Raw genomic sequence first — 18,293 nt, 5'->3', positions numbered from 1 at the left:
TATTGATTCAAGCTACACTTTCATCTTATATAATAAATCTCTCTTTTTTCTTATCCATTCCTTACGAAATACTTACTTTCAAAATTAGACGCCCAGATGAGAAAAAGTAATGTATGAAAATAAAAAAAGAACGTGTTTTCAATTTATCAAAACACGTTCTCTTACATACTTAAAACCCTATATCAACTTTTTAGTTCATTCACTTTTACCATCCTGCACTAGCGTTCATGCCATTCCCGATAAGAGTAAGTAGTAATGGCCACAGCACTGGGGCTAACGTAAGAAATAGATTAAACAGTATAAGTATTCTATATCTCCCAGGAATATTATAATTTTTACGATTAACAAATAATACAAAAACTAATAATATTATGGTCGTTACAAATAAAAGTAACACTAACAACCAATACCAAACCATTAAACTAAGACTCCATGGCTGTAATAGCTCGTGTACAATACCAAATGTGATTCCCAATACTGCAAAACTAAAGGTAGTAATTGTTGCTTTGATAAACAATTCACTTAATTTTTTATCGTATGTATACTTACAATATAAATCTATTAACGTGTATAAAGATAAAAAGGCCATTAATACACCTACCCAAGACAATAACCAATCTCCGTCTCCTCTAACTAACATAAATAGGAACCAACACATCCCTGCTGCAGAAAAAATAAAGGAAAGGAGTATGTTTTTCAATACCGGTTTCATTCTATTTTCACACCCTCACAAAAATTTAAATATAAATTATATTTTTTATTTACATGATACCCGTAATGGATTCATCACTTTTTCATTCTATATTGATGAAGTGAAGATAACCTCAAAAAAAATTCAACGAGCAATACTTTACTAAGGCTACCTTTTTACATTGGTAGAGATATAAAAAAGTAAGTATACATTACCATGTAATTAAATATAAGTAAATGAAATTAATTTACAGTTAATTTCATTTACTTATATTAATGTCACGCCTTCCCGTCTCGCTCTATCCATCGTACAGTCTTCTCTACATCTAACTCCGTATACGTCTTTTCTCCATATCGGACAGACTCATATATCGGAATAATATCTTGCGTTCTACAAATTCTGCTTAACCATTGTTGCATCGTTTCATATGACCTTCTCTGTTCATGAAACGGTAATGTTCTTTCCCATTCCACTAACGTTTGCCTTATCTTATCTTTAAGTAACGGCTGTTCAAACTGATGCTTCACTTTCTTGTTCTTTTCGGTTCTATCCATATTTTCTTTTGTTATCGATTGTTTATCCTGTTCTATTTCTAATTTCGTTACCTTTCTCCTCGTTAATTTATAAAAAGCATAGAGAATGACCACTGCAATAATTACATAAAAAACGACACTAATCCATGCATTTGAAAGAACAGAAAACACATCAGTCCATGAATTTTTTCGTACAAAAAGTGGAATTTTCCTATCTATTTTTGTTCTTGTATCTACAACTCCTGTTTCTTCATCTATAATTCTTTCAGGTTCATCAAACTGTTCATCTAAACTAGTAAAATCATAATTTCTTTCCGATATTGTCTCCGTCTTACTAGAAAAAAGCCCTTTTACTATGTCTTGTACATGCACAACACCTTGTGATAACGTTATCGCACTAACCGTAAAGAAAAGTATCATGAAAACTCTAATACTCCAAATCTTCACCTTCATATGTCGCTCTTTATTAGCCATAACATAAACCCCTTCTTATTCTTTAATTACGACCCATTTATTCGTTCTACTGTATTTCTTTGGGGAAGTACCAAGAATTAAAGGAACTGCATCCAATTCTTTTCGCCGAAAGCCTGCTGTGTAAAAATAAGTAGACGATACAGGAGTATCTTGGTCCGATATTGAGGCAAGTACTTTTAATACATTTTGCAAATGTTTTCGGTTATGACCGTTCTTTATATGTAGCAAACCGTTATCTTTTACGCTATTGATCCATACTTCAAATGAACAGTTTTGCATAAGCAGTTGTTTACATATGCCTGCCGTTAATTCAATGAGTTCCTCTGTATCATTTCGCAAAGAAATACCGCTTTTATTTTGCAAGTTGAGATATATCGCATATTTATCTGATTGTGTTCGCTCGTACTTTTTCGCGGTTATCGTCCCTGTTTTCGCTGTTGCACTCCAGTGGATAGAACGAAAATCTTCATTTTCATACGACTTCACTCCCATTACTTTCGTTTCATCATATAAGGGGGATGACATCGCTTTTCGAAACCCTCGTGACCATTCTTGCAATTCAGGAACTTGCATTTTCGGAACAGCTGGTAAAACTAAATAAGACGGCGTTCCAACTTGTTTATACGTTATATGGTTCGTTATGAATCCAAAAGGATCCGTAATGACAATTTCAACTTCTTCCCATTTCGCAATTCCTCTTTTTACAGCTACAGCTTGCAAATCAAATGAAACCGATTCTCTTCCTTTTATATTAAAATTCATATAATAATTTGAACCTGTACTATGATTTTTGTTTATTTCATCATGATTCCAAGTTAACTTATTTTCACATTTAAATCGAAATACGATATTGAAAATAGGGAATAACGACTTGTTTGAGATTTTCATTTTGCACATATTCGTTTCACCTATAAAAACGTTTGAATTTCCTTGGCTATATTCCCATTCAACACGAGATACTTTACGTATATATACATGCATAGCACCTATTAAAATTACATACAAAAATACGAGAGATAGAAACAGTAGATTACTTGAAAATACACATAAAATAACGGCTACAACTGACATAACAACCATTACGAAAGGCTCCGCTAAAGGTGTATACACAAGCTGTTGATTCATCGTACATTCTCCACTGGCACACTAATCGTATGAAGAATTTCTTTCATAATTTGTTCTTTCGTCGTTTTCATCTCCCCCTCAATCGTTAACGTTAACCGATGAGCGCAAACAGATGCAGCAAGCGTCTTAATATCATCTGGCGTACAATAATCTCTTTCATTTAATATTGCCCGTGCTTGAATTGCTCTCATAAATGCCAAAGTACCCCGAGGACTTACACCAATTTCAATTAACTCATGTTTACGCGTTGCCTCAATAATTTCAAGTAGATAATCTTGCACATCATTTCCTACTAACACTTCTCTTGCACGTTTTTGCACTGTAATAATTTCTTCAGTTGAAATAATGGAATGTAACGTTTCTAACGGATCATTTGTTTGGAAACGATTCATCATCTCCTTTTCTGCTTCTCTTGTAGGATAGCCTTGGCGTATAGTAAGTAAAAATCGATCTAACTGAGCATCAGGTAAAGGAAATGTACCGGCCGATTCAAGAGGATTTTGCGTTGCAATTACTAAAAAGGGTTCTGGTAATGAATGTGTCTGTTTCGCAATCGTAACAGTACGTTCTTCCATCACTTCCAGTAACGAAGATTGCGTTCTCGGTACAGCACGATTTATTTCGTCTACTACTACTATATTTGCAAAAATAGGACCCAACCTCGTTTTAAATTCGGATTCCTTCACATCAAAATATTCAAGACCAATAACATCTCCCGGCAAAGTATCCGCTGTAAATTGTATTCTTTGAAATTTAGCGTCCACACTTTTAGCCAAACTTTTCGCTAATGTTGTTTTTCCTGTCCCAGGTACATCCTCTAATAAAATGTGTCCTCTTGCTATTAGAGCAATGGCTGCTAGTTCTATCGATTCGTTTTTTCCTATAATAACTTTCGAAATATTGTTAGTAATTTTCTTTAATGTACTCATATAGTAATCTACCACCTTTTAATTATCTAAAAATTAAGAATATATTTTTTCCAAATTATAACATGTATTTCAAAGATGAAATAGAGTGAAAATGAATCTTTTATTTTTTCTTCATTGCACGCAAAAAAGCACCTATTGTCGTATATTGACAATGAGGTGCTTAACTCAATCCAACACCCTTCTTTCCCTCTAATTTTTAGTAACGATACATCCTTTTTTCTGCCACGCATGCATTGTTTTCAATTAACTAGTAAAATGCATTCTAATATTACATATAATAAAAAACATTTCGATTTGTTCGTTATAGAACTTCCTCTACATCGACACTCTCTATCTTTACTTCATACATATTTGGGATACTTGCTTCTTTTGGTACCCATGCATAATAATTTTGATCATTTTCTAACATAAATTGAATTAACTTTGTTTCTGATCCATTCCAGAAATTTTTAAGATTATCAATGTAGTCCTCTAAATCTTCTTTATAGTCCAGTTGTAATATATAATCTCTTACCGTCAGGGCAAACACAATTAAACTTCCTAATAGATTTTTTTGCTCATTTTCTTCTTCATACTCTTGTGGTAAGAACCACACTTGACCTATTCCTATCGTTTTTTTGTATTTTTCATAAAAACTACTATCATCCATATTCTCATAATCATGTATTAATTCATTGACCAATGAATGCCATTTTGGCGGAATAATATTTTCCAATGCAGGATTATGTTCAATTCCTTCTACTATATCCTCGATTTCTTCTGTCTCATCTTCATAGTGATATTCACTTAGGTCTATATGCTTGAATTTCATTTCATTTTTATAATGTGCCAAATCATATGGATAATGATTATTATCTTTTAAACTTGTATCATCAAGTTCGAGTATCTTTACTATTGCAGCTGTCTCAAAGCTCCAATACCCTACATATCCAGGTTCTTTATGCGCATTTTTCCATTCATAATCATAATGGCCTTTAAACCATTCTTTCTCCATGTACGTTTGTAATCTTTTAGATGCTTCTTTTTTATCTGTTTGTGCAAGTTCTATAATCTCTCTCGTTTTTGCATATGGATTTTCTTTATAATATCTATTCGTCACTTTTGTGTATCCGATATCACTAGCGCATAAGAGGAAATCAATTACTGCGTCATTCATATTTTCCTTCTCAACTAGCTTAGCTAAACTTACAAGATTCTTTTTCTCCGTCTCTAATAAAATCCCTAGAGATATCATCCAAATTAGATTTAAATATCCAACTTCTTTTTTTCCTATATGCTTCAAATTAATAAGAGCTTTGTCAAAATCTCCTTCTATTGTATGGATAGCTTCTCCTAGAGAATATTTTGCAATAATATCCTCTAACTCATAATTAAAGCTTGATAAGTAGGTTCCTTCTATAATACTATTATTATCCTTAGAATATCTTTGAATTCCCTTTTTCTCACCTTCTTCTAAACTTTTAATATCCTCTTTATTTTCTTGAATAAACTCTTTATTATATTCAATTCCTTCTCTACATTTTTCTTCTATAATTAAATAATCTCTCATTCTATTTGATTCCTCCTATAGATATTATGATTATTTAGATAAAAAAAACAGTGATAATTCCTAATTAGTTCTGCATCAATCTTACTTCTAGCTCACTAGATCCCTTACCAACATTACCCTTATAGATACTTTAACACAAACTAAAAAATCCACAGTGTAAAAAGTTGAACACTGTGGATTCTTACATTTATTTTCCTTGATAATGCACCATATCATAAGGGTAGTATAAAGTATTTTTTAAACTTGAATCATCTAATTTTAAAATCTTTACGATTGCTCCGCTTTCGTAACTCCAATAACCATTGTAGATATCATTTTTATTTTCATGTGAGTCATACCAGCCTGTATCACTATGCCCCTTATACCATTTCCCCTCTAAATATTCTTTCAATTCCTTTACTGATTCTTCTTTATTCTTTGCATTGATCACATGATAAATTGATTTATATGGGTCTACAAAGATAAATTCTGTGGTATTCCCTTCCCAATTTTCATCTTTATAACTAAATAAAAAATCAATCAAATAATCATTCAATTTCTCTTTTTCTACCAACTTTTCTAATTCAATTATATAATCTTTTGAAACATCAAGCATTATCCCAATAGAAAGAACCCACAATAAATCTACATATCTATATTTGCCACTCCACCCCTTTTTCATCGCCTCAATTATTTCGGGGTAAAAATCTCTTAGTACTTCCATAGGTCTTCCCATTGAATATAAACAATTAAATTTATCAATACAAATTGATTCAATATATCCATAAGCTCTTTTAATACTACCTAAATCATTTGGTCTTTCATTTTTTACTTTTATTGCTAATTCTTTATATTTTTCTATTCTATTATTCTGTCTATTTAAATAATCCTCGAAATAATCTTCATTTTTTAAAATATCTCTCATTTCATTCTCCTTACTCAATTATTTTCTTCCCAGAAGAATCCAAAATGTTTTTAACCACATTACCATCCTTATCAACATTAATTAGTATATTTTGTACATTTTCAGGATTCAAAAGCATTTCTTCTCGAATTTTATCTGCCATTTCTTCTCCAACAGTTGATTCCAAACGTCTAGAACCATCTATCCATATTTGACATTTGTCGTCCATCTTTAGTTTTCCCCAATTGTGAACTACCAAACTTTGCTTCATCAATAACATATTTGATCTTTGATTCTGCATTTGCATTTTCGTATAATCCATCAATTCCTTTTACTATTTTATCATTTATGCCTGATGGTGCACTTTTTCCGACTGGCTTTAAATCAAATCCAGCTTCTTTTAAACTTTGATTATTCAATAAATTGTCACTAGATTTTATTTCACCATAATTACCTTTTTGCTTATTTGTAGCTGTTTTTGCATCAAAATTATCTACAGTTGTATTTTTGTTACTGCTAGGTTTACCGTTAGCCGCACCTCCACCAGAAGACTGGATTTTTTGAATAGTATCCTTAGTATTTTGAATCGATTTATTCCAAACAAATCCACCATGTACAAAAAGACTTGCCCCAGTAGCTGTTGCTGCTATATCTAATGGAATAACAATTGGTGATGCTAATCCGCCAGTTCCTACTTCTGCAACGATAGTTAAGAAATTAGATCCGCCTATGAGCGAAATAGCTTCAAACATTTCTACAATGGACCCGGCTATTTAATAATATTGTCCAGCTTTTTCTAATGTTTCTTTACATTGAAAAACATACTATATAACATCAATTGAAGCCTATGTGCCTGTGAAATGCGAGGTACGAAAGTGCATTCGCTTAAATAATAATTTTCAATTTAAATCAACAAAAGAGACCTCAAATGTGAAGTCTCTCTTGTTGATTATTTTCCATAAGTAACTCGCCTTTTATTTGTTTATTTTAAGACAGATAACATGGTTCATTCAAATATATATCCTAAAGAAAAATTTTTTCCTGCCGTCATAATCTAGTAGAATAGATTCAATTAATTCTTATTAATTGCGATAAACTCACTAGGAATCTCATCTGCTAACCAAGCTTTTTCATTTCCTAAATAAAATTTAACGCCTTCTTCTCTAGCTTTTTCAGTATTAACTTCTAAAATAATAGGATGCTTATCTTTTCTTTTCCCCACTAATTCAGCAGTTACAATATCTTCAGAAAGATGGACATATTGTCTATACATAGGTGATAGCCCATTTAATTCAATAGAATTTAAAAAGCGAGGAGATGTACCATGATAAAGAAATTTAGGTGGAACGCCTTCTTCCTTTACTATTTTCATGGGAATAGAATGTTCATACAACGCACGAATTTTATTTTCTTTTAGCTCATGCCTTTTTTCTCAGATTTCTCAATCATTATTTTTAAATCTTCTATCTTCACATCTCTCCATTCAATGGATTGGTGAAGTGCGTGTAAAAGTTGCTCAACAGACACCCAGCCATTCTCATCTAACTCCAATTCGTATTCCCACGGAGCATGACGTAAAGCATAAGATACTTATTCAATTAAATTTTTAAATGATTTTGATTATTGTTTTTTTCACTTCGATTGTAATCTATCATTTCTTTCATAGCACATTCAACCCAATCCCAAAAGTCATCAAATTCTTTTCTTTGTTCAAAACCTTCACAAGTAAAATCATGAATAAATTGAACTTTACTTCCTTTGCCGATTTCAAAACATGCAGTATCATCATTATCAAATCTTTTAGCAAAAGGAATCAGCTTACGATTAGGATATCTTTTCTTCATACCAGAGTATATGTTAGTAGCCTGTTCTGATTCCTTTAAAAACCATATATCAAAATTAACTAAATCTAATTTGACTAATAAGGTAACAGTTTAAATGCCACCTATTATTTACACATTTCTCTTTCCCATACTCTTTTTCCGTCAGTTAAAAACACTGCACTTGGCGGATCATCATAGAGAGAAATTTCAACCAATGAACTTTTTTCTTGTTTTAACCAATTATATACAGTACCTTCGTTTGTATTAGGTCGAGATAAAATATTATTTACTCTAAATACAGCTGCATCATATTCTGTATAATTTATATCATCCTCATCTAGTCCATTGTCTGTTTCAAAAACTGTATCTAGTTCTCCAATAATCCTCAATCCACTTTTCCATTCTAGTATCATGTCACTATGTTCATAATTTATTAATGTTCCAATTAAAGAATCGTACCCCATTTGCATCCTCTTTTCTTATGATTTTTATGGTCTTGATGGTACTATATGAGCGCCATCTTTTCCATAATGAATCAACCCTTTAGTAGTCTCATGGTATTCACCAGTATTGCGGTCATAATATTTTCCTATTGGCTCACCAAAGTCTACTCTTTCTCTACCGTTTTTTAATAGTTCACCTTTTCCGGCGAACTTATCAAGCAATTCTTGTGCTATTTTATTATCGCCATAGAAAATGCTCTTATTTTTTCCATTTGCTAATTCTTGTTTATAGTTCGGTGTATCAGGAATATGCTTCTCTTGAGCTCCTGCTTTCACTTTTATTGGATAACCATTTACTTCACGGTATGGACCTTTAGGTACAGAATCTTTTCCATAAGAAGGTATTCGATTACTCGCACCCTTACCTCCACCAGAAGACTGGATTTTTTGAATAGTATCCTTAGTATTTTGAATCGATTTATCCCATACAAATCCACCATGTGCAAAAAGACTAGCCCCAGCAGCTGTTGCTGCTATATCTAATGGAATAACAATTGGTGATGCTAATCCGCCAGTTCCTACTTCTGCGACGATAGTTAAGAAATTAGATCCGCCTATGAGCGAAATAGCTTCAAACATTTCTACAATGGACCCGGCTATTGATATAACATTTCCAGCCAACCTTCCAGCTTGGTAAGTTGTCTTACTTTCTAATTTATCATTCTCATGTGGTTGTAGTCCAACAAAGTTTTCTAGTGCTGCATCACCAGCACCTTGAAAAAATTCGATAACTCCATGCAAAAATGATTGCGCATAAATGGCTGTTTTTTCATGCCATGATCTATTGTCTTCCTGTTCTTGTAAGTTCATTTCTTGTTTTTGCAAAGTAATTTCTTTCATCTCGTTTTTTCGAGCTGTTTCTTCTATAATCCCCTGAATCGAACTCACCCAATCCATATTCAATCCTTGTATACTAAACGTTCCACTCACAGGACTAAATCCTTTCTCGCTTTGCACTTCAGCGAGTCCGGCTGTGATGCTAGCCGCTAATTGGAGGGCGGTGCTGTAGTTGTTGCTGGATGAATGATTGATTGAATTCATTAAACACGCTACTTACTTTACAGAACCATTCGTAAATACAAAAATAGTGGTAGTTGGATTCTCCAAACTACCACTATTTTTTAATTTTTCATTCATTAAATTCCGTATAAATTAGTTTTTTAACGTTACTCATGATGCGTAATATTTCGATATGTTCGTTATAGAACTTCCTCTACATCAACACTCTCTATCTTCACTTCATACATATTTAGGATATTTACTTCTTTTGGTACCCATGCATAATAGTCTTGATCATTCTCTAACATAAATTGAATTAACTTTGTTTCTGATCCATTCCAGAAATTTTTAAGATTATCAATATAGTCCTCTAAATCCTCTTTATAATCCAATTGTAATATATAATCTCTTACCGTCAGGGCAAACACAATTAAACTTCCTAATAGATTTTTTTGCTCATTTTCTTCTTCATACTCTTGTGGTAAGAACCACACTTGACCTATTCCTATCGTTTTTTTGTATTTTTCATAAAAACTACTATCATCCATATTCTCATAGTCATGAATCAATTCATTGACCAATGAATGCCATTTTGGCGGAATAATATTTTCCAATGCAGGATTATGTTCAATTCCTTCTACTATATCCTCGATTTCTTCTGTCTCATCTTCATAGTGATATTCACTTAGGTCTATATGCTTGAATTTCATTTCATTTTTATAATGTGCCAAATCATATGGATAATGATTATTATCTTTTAAACTTGTATCATCAAGTCCGAGTATCTTTACTATTGCAGCTGTCTCAAAGCTCCAATACCCCACATATCCAGGTTCTTTGTGGGCATTTTTCCATTCATAATCATAATGGCCTTTAAACCATTCTTTCTCCATATACGTTTGCAATCTTTTAGACGCTTCTTTTTTATCTGTTTGTGCAAGTTCTATAATCTCTCTCGTTTTTGCATATGGATTTTCTTTAAAATAAACATTCGTCATTTTTGTGTATCCGATATCACTAGCGCATAAGAGGAAATCGATTACTGCATCATTCACATTTTTTTTATCAACTATCTTTTTTAATCTTTCTATATTCTTTCTATCCGTCTCTAACAAAATTCCTAAAGAAATTATCCAAAGCATATATATATAACCCACTTTGCTAGTCCCTGTATGCTCTAAATCATCTATCGCATTATAAAAATATACTTCCATTTTACTAATGTCTTCTCCTAAAGAATACATTGCCCTAATGTCGTTCATCTCATGTATAAAATTCGACAAATAATTTTCTAATATAATACTTTTGTTATCATTAGGATATCTTTGAATACCATTTTTTTCATCTTCTTCTAAACTTTTAATCTCTTCTCTATTTTCTTCGATAAACTCTTTATGATACTCTATTCCCCTTTTACATTTTTCTTCTATACATAAATGATCTCTCATTCTTTTTAATTCCTCCTCGCTTCTAGATTATGGCCACTCTCCAACGATGTTACCCTTTGCATCTATCTTAAATGTTTTAACCTTTCCACTACTATCAACTTTTGATAATACTCTTTCAACTTTACCTCTTTTCAAGGCTTTCGTAATCTGTTCAACTAATACTTCATCTCCCTCAACAGCTTTTAATATTCTACTTTTTCCAGTTTCAGAACCTTTCAACCAATCATTTGACATTTGTCGTCCATCTTTAGTTTTCCCCAATTGTGAACTACCAAACTTAGCTTCATCTATAACGTATTTGATCTTTGACTCTGCATTTGCATTTTCGTATAATCCATCAATTCCTTTTACTATTTTATCATTTATGCCTGATGGTACACTTTTTCCGACTGGCTTTAAATCAAATCCAGCTTCTTTTAAACTTTGATTATTCAATAAATTGTCACTAGATTTTATTTCACCATAATTCCCTTTTTTTCTTTTTTTCATAATATTTTTCTTGGCTTCTACAACTTTTAATTGATGTTCATTTAAGTTTCTAGCAACATAATGCTCTCTGCTACTTTATCAACTTGAACCATACCCTAAATAAAAAGCACTTGTTGCCTTTAGTCGACAATCAAGTGCTATAAGTACATATTTCTGTTACAAGCGTAATTAAATATTTTTTGATTATTTTAACAATAATTATCTCTTTGTACTAATATTATTTTTTCGCATAGAGAATTTATTCATTTTTAAAATGAACCATGTCATAAGGATAATAAGAAATATCTTTTAATATACTATCATCTAATCCTAAAATTTTCATAATTGCTCCACTTTCAAAACTCCAATAACCAAAATATAATTTTTCTTAATGTTTATGGCATTCATACCATACCATATTATTATGCCCAACATACCATTGCCCTAACAAGTATTTTTTCATGAATTCACAAAATTTTGTATTATCATTACACAAAATAACATTAATCAGACTTTTAAATGGCTTTTCAAATAACCAGCTATATTTTCGAACTGTAATCACTTCTTAACAACTACTAATCTACCTCTATTATTTGTATCCCTTCTTTGGTTTCTGGACAATCATTAATGCTTCTTTTTAATACTCATCTTCAAATAAACAATTATATATAGTAACACCTGTTTCCTTTAACTCTAACGAAACATCCTCCACTTCAATACTTAACGTTTCTTTATCAAGATTCTTTATTCCGTTACTATCTAATAATTTTAAAATACTACTTCCTATTTTCTTAGATTCATCATTGTATGGCGAGGACTCTTCAACTAGCTCGATTGTACCATTAGTGTATCTATATCTTAAATATTTAACCACTGCATATGGCGCGATTGCCGAAATCATTAGCATTACACAATTAATTTCTGATTGCTTCCGAACATACTCACTGAATTCTACACTACCAAAACGAAATTTCACATCTAGTGGTAGAAGAATGTAAGAAAAACATGATGAATAACTAAAATCAGTAATATTATCAACGTTTATATTTGATATTTTATTAATTTCTCCATCCCAGAAATGTTTATCAACAAATTTCCCCAAAACATATTGGAAATCACCTTGTTTATATAATTTATTAACAACTTTTAGTATCTCATCACTCATAATTATTCTCCTTTATTGTACAGGGTATCCATGTATATTTCCTTTACCATCCATATGAACCTTTACCCTCGTTTCTCCATTTGGACCTATTGGTTTTCCAAAATCATGTACTCTAACACTTCCATCTGGCTTTACTGGTGTTCCTTTCACCCATGCTTCTTGTGTCTCTACTACTCCATTCTTCCCTGCTCCCCACTGCGATTTGGTTGAGACATTATTCCCATGACCAGGAACATGTTTACCTTGTTTTCCTGCATCAACTTTTGGAGCCCCTGAAACGCCAGCATCAACATGTCCTTGACTTGCTAGTTTATCATTTTTTCCAATGTTCCCTGCTACACTGGCTCCCTGGCCACCATCACCTGTACCCTTACCACCATCTTTAGACTTCGCAAACTTATAATAAGCTTCTATCAATTCACCTTGTGGTATTTTGGTTATGATAATTCCACCAACACTAGAAAATGCATAGGAAGCCTCTCTCTTAAATGATTGTAACATTTCAAGCGTAGGCTGCAATTCTTTTGCTAGTTTTACTGCATTAGCAAATGTACTTATTCCACTTGATGTCTTTGCGATATGACCGATTTTATTTAGCGCCTTTAACTTATTTACTTCTCCTACATAATATATACACTCTGAAATACTCTACTTAATTTACAGAACCATTCGTAAACACAAAAATAGTGGCAGTTGGATTCTCCAAACTACCACTATTTTTAACCTCTTAATTCATTAAATTCCGTATAAATTAGTTTTTCAACATTACTCATGATACACAATGTTTTAATTTGCTTATTATAGAACTTCCTCTACATCGACACTCTCAATCTTCACTTCATACATATTTGGGATGTTTGCTTCTTTTGGTACCCATGCATAATAATTTTGATCATTCTCTAACATAAATTGAATTAACTTTGTTTCTGATCCATTCCAGAAATTTTTAAGATTATCAATGTAGTCTTCTAAATCTTCTTTATAGTCCAGTTGTAATATATAATCTCTTACCGTCAGGGCAAACACAATTAAACTTCCTAATAGATTTTTTTGCTCATTTTCTTCTTCATATTCTTGTGGTAAGAACCACACTTGACCTATTCCTATCGTTTTTTTGTATTTTTTATAAAAACTACTATCATCCATATTCTCATAATCATGTATTAATTCATTGACCAATGAATGCCATCTTGGAGGAATAATATTTTCCAATGCAGGATTATGTTCAATTCCTTTTACTATATCCTCGATTTCTTCTGTCTCATCTTCATAGTGATATTCACTTAGGTCTATATGCTTGAATTTCATTTCATTTTTATAATGTGCCAAATCATATGGATAATGATTATTATCTTTTAAACTTGTATCATCAAGTCCGAGTATCTTTACTATTGCAGCTGTCTCAAAGCTCCAATACCCCACATATCCAGGTTCTTTGTGGGCATTTTTCCATTCATAATCATAATGGCCTTTAAACCATTCTTTCTCCATATACGTTTGCAATCTTTTAGACGCTTCTTTTTTATCTGTTTGTGCAAGTTCTATAATCTCTCTCGTTTTTGCATATGGATTTTCTTTAAAATAAACATTCGTCATTTTTGTGTATCCGATATCACTAGCGCATAAGAGGAAATCGATTACTGCATCATTCACATTTTTTTTATCAACTATCTTTTTTAATCTTTCTATATTCTTTTTATCCGTTTCTAACAAAATTCCTAAAGAAATTATCCAAAGCATATATATATAACCCACTTTGCTAGTCCCTGTATGCTCTAAATCATCCATTGCATTATAAAAATATACTTCCATTGAGCTAATGTCTTCTCCTAAAGAATACATTGCTCTAATATCGTTCATCTCATGTATAAAATTCCTTAAATATCTTCCTTTTATAATACTTATATTATCTTTAGGCTTTCTTTGTATACCATTCTTTTCATCTTCTTCTAAACCTCTAATCTCCTCTCTATTATCTTCAATAAACTTTTTATGGAATTCTATTCCTTTTTTACATTTTTCTTCTATGCATAATTGATCTCTCATTCTATTTAATTCCTCCTAGCTTCTAAATTATGGCCATTCTCCGATGTTGTTTCCTTCTTCATCTAACCTATATGTTTTTACTTTTCCACTACTATCGACTTTTGATAATACTCTTTCAACTTCACTATCTTCCAATGCATTAGCAATCTTTTCTGCTAATACTTCATCTCCATCAACAGCTTTCAATATTCTACTTTTTCCAGTTTCAGAACCGTTCAACCAATCATTTGACATTTGTCGTCCATCTTTAGTTTTCCCTAATTGTGAACTACCAAATTTAGCTTCATCAATAACATATTTGATCTTTGATTCTGCATTTGTATTTTCGTATAATCCATCAATTCCTTTTACTATTTTATCATTTATGCCTGATGGTGCACTTTTTCCGACTGGCTTTAAATCAAATCCAGCTTCTTTTAAACTTTGATTATTCAATAAATTGTCACTAGATTTTATTTCACCATAATTCCCTTTTTGCTTATTTGTAGCTGTTTTTGCATCAAAATTATCTACAGTTGTGTTTTTGTTACTGCTAGGTTTACCCTTACCACCATCTTTAGACTTCGCAAACTTATAATAAGCTTCTATCAATTCACCTTGTGGTATTTTGGTTATGATAGTTCCACCAACACTAGAGAATGCATAGGAAGCCTCTCTCTTAAATGATTGTAACATTTCAAGCGTAGGCTGCAATTCTTTTGCTAGTTTTACTGCATTAGCAAATGTACTTACTCCACTTGATGCTTTTGCTCCTTTTGTGATATGGCCTACTTTATTTAGTGCCCTATCGCCTAATATTGTGGTAGCTATTTGTGTTAATCCATAGGTAGTCAATTCTGTACGACTCTCTGCATCTCCCTCTATCATATCTCGTTTTATTTTATTTGAAAATGCATGCCACATATTTTTTGCAGTTTCATCCAAATGGAAAAGTGCATAGGTTACATTAATAAAAGTTCCTATGTCCATATTACTTAAAGCTATTGCGGACTCGATTTCATCACCAATAGCTTTCCCCGATCCTCTTTGAATAGCTTCCCACATCTTTTTCGCTGTTTCAAACGTGCTAACTATACCGTCTGCCGCATCGTCCCAAGCATTTCTAACCGGAGATTTCTCCTCAATTATGTTATTTGTTTCTATATCTTTAATTGACTGATCGTTTTTTCGAGCTGTTTCTTCTATAATCCCCTGAATCGAACTCACCCAATCCATATTCAACCTTTGTGTACTAAACGTCCCACTCACAGGACTAAATCCTTTCCCGCTTTGCACTTCAGCGAGTCCGGCTGTGATGCTAGCCGCTAATTGGAGGGCGGTGCTGTAGTTGTTGCTGGATGAATGATTGAATTCATATAAATGCTCTAGTTTTTCTTCCAGTTTTTTTCTCATTGCTCCTAATACCGTTACAATTGCACCTACTCCAGGCATTGGTGTAAGTACTTCTATTGCTTCTATACTTGTAATCGATTGATTAATTCCCCGTATTTGTTCTCTTATTTCTTGTTCGATCACATCTGTCGAAGCAACTTTCGCTTGGAACTCATTTGGAAATGCTCCATTTTGGCGAATTAATTCTTCACATAAGCATATGATTCCTTGCGCTAATGGCCGAAATGTTTGGACAAGGTAGGCTTTTGCACTACTGTATGTTTGTCCTTGTAATACTGTGTCTATCGCAAATGCATCAATAGATTGAATGGCTTGTTCCATACTTTGAATCGTAGCATTACATATAGCGTTCATACTTTGCGTTTGACTTTGTACTTCTCCCAAATACATGTTTAAACTCATGTATTGGCCTCCCTTTGTAGTTGCTGCTGTTCATAGGAAAGGTCGTTTTCTTTCTCACTGAGATGCCGTTTTTCTTTAAGCAACGTCTCTTTTTCGTTTTCTAATTCGAATGTAAGTTTTCTTTCGTACTGCCCGATCTCTTGCCGCATATTCGTAAAAAGGTGAAATGCTTCTTTGTCACCATACCAAGTTTCTAGTATTCGGTTAAATAAACGATTATTTCTATTTTTCCATTCATGAAAACTAGCCTCAGCTCGTTCTTGATTTTGCAGCGCGATTCGGTTTTCATTTTGTTCTTCAAATATAATTCGTAATTTTTGATTACATTGACTGATTCTCGTTTCAATTTCTTGACTCATCTTTTCTCCCTACCTTTTCTCCTTTACGTAGGTTGTTACATTATTGAAAAGTCTTTTGAAGTCCGGTATCCATTTTCTCAAATTCATTTGCTACGGAATGGATATTATCAATCGTTTGTTGAAAAGCAGCGCAAAACTGTTTCGTGATTTGTAAATTTTGTTGATTTGCTTCTTGTGCTTTGAAGTTCACAGATAGTGTCGTACGCGTTGCCTTATTTATAGAGCGACTAGTAGCACTTTGCATCCTATCTGAAGCATTTCTCATTTTCGTTGCAAGTTGCGTTGCTCTATGCAAATTACTTTGAAATTCTCCCATCACTTACTCCCCTCTATCTTATATTTTCAAGAAAATTATAACATGGAAAAATATTCTAATAAACCGAATGTTCGAATTCAATAAACAATTAACCACTGTTCCTGAGGATCGAGCAACACTCACCTATCAATATAACTGGATCCAAAGTGGATTCTACTTATACAAAAAAAGATGACCTCAGCCATTCGCTAAAGTCATCTTTCTCTACCTTATTATTTCACTAACTCTCCATTATAAGCTTTTATATCAAGAGGAGCAGTTAACAACTGTTTTACTTTGCTAACGAAAGATGTGAAGTGTTCACTCGTATTATGACTCGCAACTGCTGCTTCATCTTTCCATACTTCTACCATCGTATATACATTTTCATTTTCTGTATCTTTATAAAGGTCATACGAAATATTTCCACTTTCTTCTCTTGAACTATGAATGAGCGGACGAATTTCTTCTAAAAATGATTGTTGATTTGCTGAGTCTACTTGAAATATTGCGTGAATAATAATCATGGTGTTTCCCCTCTCATATTCCACTTTTTTCTTTGAAATTACTTCCACTCTGCAACTTTTTCAACTGGAAGACGTACTGATTGGTAACCACTGTCAGCAGCTTTTCCGATTGAGATTAACATAACTGGTACGTGACGTTCTTTATCTAATCCGAAAGCTTCTGCGATTTGGTCTTTTTCAAATCCGCCAATTGGGCAAGTGTCATAACCGTGAGCACGAGCTGCTAGCATAAATTGCATTGCTACAAGGCCACCGTCAATTAATACTGTATCTTTCATGACTTCTGGTGTAACCGTTGAGAAGTAAGCTGAAAGTTTTTTCATTTGATCTTCTTTTACTTCTGCTGGCATTAAACCGCGCTCTACTGCTGTACCGTAAATTTCTTCTGCGTTATCAAAGTTGTTTAAATCACCGAATAAAGCGATCATTGCTGAAGATGTTTCTACTTGAGATTGATTGAATTTTGCAAGTGGCGCTAGTGTTGCTTTCGCTTCGTCACTTTCAATCACTAAAAATCTCCATGGTTGCATGTTTACTGATGATGGTGCAAGTGTTGCTTCTGTAAGAATTTCTGTCATTTCTTCTTTACTAATTTTCACTGATGTGTCGTATTTACGAATTGAACGACGTCCTGTTAAAATTTCATTAAAATCATTTGTTTTTACTGAGTTAGTCATAGTTG

The 18,293-nt window shown here is 32.7% G+C and carries 16 protein-coding genes and 6 pseudogenes; all 22 read right to left on the bottom strand.

Annotated features, from left to right (window positions below; genetic code table 11):
• Positions 1-205: 205 nt before the first annotated feature.
• The 22 genes and pseudogenes from B9A45_RS14480 to B9A45_RS14360 all read right to left on the bottom strand — a co-directional run bounded on the left by B9A45_RS14480 (position 206) and on the right by B9A45_RS14360 (position 18,288).
• Positions 206-712, bottom strand: coding sequence for a DUF3902 family protein (locus B9A45_RS14480; RefSeq protein ID WP_000805742.1), 507 nt, complete (start codon positions 710-712; stop codon positions 206-208).
• A 257-nt stretch (positions 713-969) separates the two neighbouring features.
• Positions 970-1,698: a hypothetical protein gene (locus tag B9A45_RS14475; protein WP_016110211.1), complete on the bottom strand. Its 729-nt coding sequence runs from the start codon at positions 1,696-1,698 to the stop codon at positions 970-972.
• Between the two features lie 15 nt (positions 1,699-1,713).
• Entirely contained in the window at positions 1,714-2,823 is a 1,110-nt protein-coding gene (locus tag B9A45_RS14470; protein WP_016110212.1) for a DUF58 domain-containing protein, read from the bottom strand.
• Positions 2,820-3,752 (bottom strand): AAA family ATPase, encoded by a 933-nt coding sequence (locus tag B9A45_RS14465; protein ID WP_084064187.1) that lies wholly within the window; start codon positions 3,750-3,752, stop codon positions 2,820-2,822. The genes B9A45_RS14470 and B9A45_RS14465 overlap by 4 nt, the downstream gene beginning before the upstream one ends.
• A gap of 301 nt (positions 3,753-4,053) precedes the next feature.
• A complete protein-coding gene (locus B9A45_RS14455) occupies positions 4,054-5,301 on the bottom strand; it encodes a PoNi-like cognate immunity protein (protein ID WP_084064186.1) in 1,248 nt (415 codons plus the stop codon).
• A 187-nt stretch (positions 5,302-5,488) separates the two neighbouring features.
• On the bottom strand, positions 5,489-6,205 hold the full coding sequence (locus B9A45_RS14450; protein WP_084064185.1) for a PoNe immunity protein domain-containing protein: 717 nt from the start codon (positions 6,203-6,205) through the stop codon (positions 5,489-5,491).
• 10 nt (positions 6,206-6,215) lie between these two features.
• Positions 6,216-6,957 (bottom strand): annotated as a pseudogene (locus tag B9A45_RS32720) (hypothetical protein); the annotation flags it as partial.
• Between the two features lie 299 nt (positions 6,958-7,256).
• A pseudogene (locus tag B9A45_RS14440) lies at positions 7,257-7,783 on the bottom strand (RNA 2'-phosphotransferase).
• Positions 7,783-8,106, bottom strand: a pseudogene (locus B9A45_RS14435) (hypothetical protein); the annotation flags it as partial. The pseudogenes B9A45_RS14435 and B9A45_RS14440, both read right to left, overlap by 1 nt.
• Positions 8,107-8,132: 26 nt before the next feature.
• Positions 8,133-8,471: a hypothetical protein gene (locus tag B9A45_RS14430; protein WP_000540188.1), complete on the bottom strand. Its 339-nt coding sequence runs from the start codon at positions 8,469-8,471 to the stop codon at positions 8,133-8,135.
• A gap of 24 nt (positions 8,472-8,495) precedes the next feature.
• A pseudogene (locus B9A45_RS32715) lies at positions 8,496-9,539 on the bottom strand (polymorphic toxin type 50 domain-containing protein); the annotation flags it as partial.
• A 170-nt stretch (positions 9,540-9,709) separates the two neighbouring features.
• Positions 9,710-10,957: a PoNi-like cognate immunity protein gene (locus B9A45_RS14415; protein ID WP_084064184.1), complete on the bottom strand. Its 1,248-nt coding sequence runs from the start codon at positions 10,955-10,957 to the stop codon at positions 9,710-9,712.
• A 27-nt stretch (positions 10,958-10,984) separates the two neighbouring features.
• Positions 10,985-11,446, bottom strand: a complete 462-nt coding sequence (locus B9A45_RS14410; protein WP_087986231.1) for a hypothetical protein — start codon at positions 11,444-11,446, stop codon at positions 10,985-10,987.
• A 238-nt stretch (positions 11,447-11,684) separates the two neighbouring features.
• Positions 11,685-11,987 (bottom strand): annotated as a pseudogene (locus B9A45_RS32190) (PoNe immunity protein domain-containing protein).
• A gap of 75 nt (positions 11,988-12,062) precedes the next feature.
• On the bottom strand, positions 12,063-12,590 hold the full coding sequence (locus B9A45_RS14395; protein ID WP_001278747.1) for a hypothetical protein: 528 nt from the start codon (positions 12,588-12,590) through the stop codon (positions 12,063-12,065).
• A gap of 12 nt (positions 12,591-12,602) precedes the next feature.
• Positions 12,603-13,193: pseudogene (locus tag B9A45_RS32710) on the bottom strand (hypothetical protein); the annotation flags it as partial.
• Positions 13,194-13,388: 195 nt separating this feature from the next.
• On the bottom strand, positions 13,389-14,636 hold the full coding sequence (locus B9A45_RS14385; RefSeq protein WP_084064183.1) for a PoNi-like cognate immunity protein: 1,248 nt from the start codon (positions 14,634-14,636) through the stop codon (positions 13,389-13,391).
• A 27-nt stretch (positions 14,637-14,663) separates the two neighbouring features.
• On the bottom strand, positions 14,664-16,430 hold the full coding sequence (locus B9A45_RS14380) for a T7SS effector LXG polymorphic toxin (RefSeq protein ID WP_084064182.1): 1,767 nt from the start codon (positions 16,428-16,430) through the stop codon (positions 14,664-14,666).
• Positions 16,427-16,789, bottom strand: coding sequence for a DUF3958 family protein (locus tag B9A45_RS14375; protein WP_044584584.1), 363 nt, complete (start codon positions 16,787-16,789; stop codon positions 16,427-16,429). Before B9A45_RS14375 ends, B9A45_RS14380 begins: the two co-directional genes overlap by 4 nt.
• Before the next feature lie 40 nt (positions 16,790-16,829).
• Positions 16,830-17,105, bottom strand: coding sequence for a TIGR04197 family type VII secretion effector (locus B9A45_RS14370; RefSeq protein ID WP_001988920.1), 276 nt, complete (start codon positions 17,103-17,105; stop codon positions 16,830-16,832).
• A gap of 212 nt (positions 17,106-17,317) precedes the next feature.
• On the bottom strand, positions 17,318-17,611 hold the full coding sequence (locus B9A45_RS14365; protein WP_084064181.1) for a putative quinol monooxygenase: 294 nt from the start codon (positions 17,609-17,611) through the stop codon (positions 17,318-17,320).
• A 38-nt stretch (positions 17,612-17,649) separates the two neighbouring features.
• Positions 17,650-18,288, bottom strand: a complete 639-nt coding sequence (locus B9A45_RS14360) for a nitroreductase family protein (protein WP_084064180.1) — start codon at positions 18,286-18,288, stop codon at positions 17,650-17,652.
• Positions 18,289-18,293: the final 5 nt, after the last annotated feature.

Origin of the sequence: Bacillus sp. JKS001846, assembly GCF_900176455.1 — a bacterium.
Lineage (GTDB): Bacteria > Bacillota > Bacilli > Bacillales > Bacillaceae_G > Bacillus_A > Bacillus_A cereus.
This window is presented reverse-complemented; position numbering and strand designations above follow the sequence as displayed.

Excerpts from the sequence above, each read along its gene's own strand:
- B9A45_RS14370 (WP_001988920.1), bottom strand. The coding sequence starts at position 17,105 with ATGGGAGAATTTCAAAGTAATTTGCATAGAGCAACGCAACTTGCAACG.
- B9A45_RS14360 (WP_084064180.1), bottom strand. The coding sequence starts at position 18,288 with ATGACTAACTCAGTAAAAACAAATGATTTTAATGAAATTTTAACAGGA.
- B9A45_RS14450 (WP_084064185.1), bottom strand. The coding sequence starts at position 6,205 with ATGAGAGATATTTTAAAAAATGAAGATTATTTCGAGGATTATTTAAAT.
- B9A45_RS14475 (WP_016110211.1), bottom strand. The coding sequence starts at position 1,698 with ATGGCTAATAAAGAGCGACATATGAAGGTGAAGATTTGGAGTATTAGA.
- B9A45_RS14465 (WP_084064187.1), bottom strand. The coding sequence starts at position 3,752 with ATGAGTACATTAAAGAAAATTACTAACAATATTTCGAAAGTTATTATA.
- B9A45_RS14365 (WP_084064181.1), bottom strand. The coding sequence starts at position 17,611 with ATGATTATTATTCACGCAATATTTCAAGTAGACTCAGCAAATCAACAA.
- B9A45_RS14470 (WP_016110212.1), bottom strand. The coding sequence starts at position 2,823 with ATGAATCAACAGCTTGTGTATACACCTTTAGCGGAGCCTTTCGTAATG.
- B9A45_RS14375 (WP_044584584.1), bottom strand. The coding sequence starts at position 16,789 with ATGAGTCAAGAAATTGAAACGAGAATCAGTCAATGTAATCAAAAATTA.
- B9A45_RS14415 (WP_084064184.1), bottom strand. The coding sequence starts at position 10,957 with ATGAGAGATCATTTATGTATAGAAGAAAAATGTAAAAGGGGAATAGAG.
- B9A45_RS14380 (WP_084064182.1), bottom strand. The coding sequence starts at position 16,430 with ATGAGTTTAAACATGTATTTGGGAGAAGTACAAAGTCAAACGCAAAGT.
- B9A45_RS14410 (WP_087986231.1), bottom strand. The coding sequence starts at position 11,446 with ATGAAAAAAAGAAAAAAAGGGAATTATGGTGAAATAAAATCTAGTGAC.
- B9A45_RS14385 (WP_084064183.1), bottom strand. The coding sequence starts at position 14,636 with ATGAGAGATCAATTATGCATAGAAGAAAAATGTAAAAAAGGAATAGAA.
- B9A45_RS14480 (WP_000805742.1), bottom strand. The coding sequence starts at position 712 with ATGAAACCGGTATTGAAAAACATACTCCTTTCCTTTATTTTTTCTGCA.
- B9A45_RS14430 (WP_000540188.1), bottom strand. The coding sequence starts at position 8,471 with ATGGGGTACGATTCTTTAATTGGAACATTAATAAATTATGAACATAGT.
- B9A45_RS14455 (WP_084064186.1), bottom strand. The coding sequence starts at position 5,301 with ATGAGAGATTATTTAATTATAGAAGAAAAATGTAGAGAAGGAATTGAA.
- B9A45_RS14395 (WP_001278747.1), bottom strand. The coding sequence starts at position 12,590 with ATGAGTGATGAGATACTAAAAGTTGTTAATAAATTATATAAACAAGGT.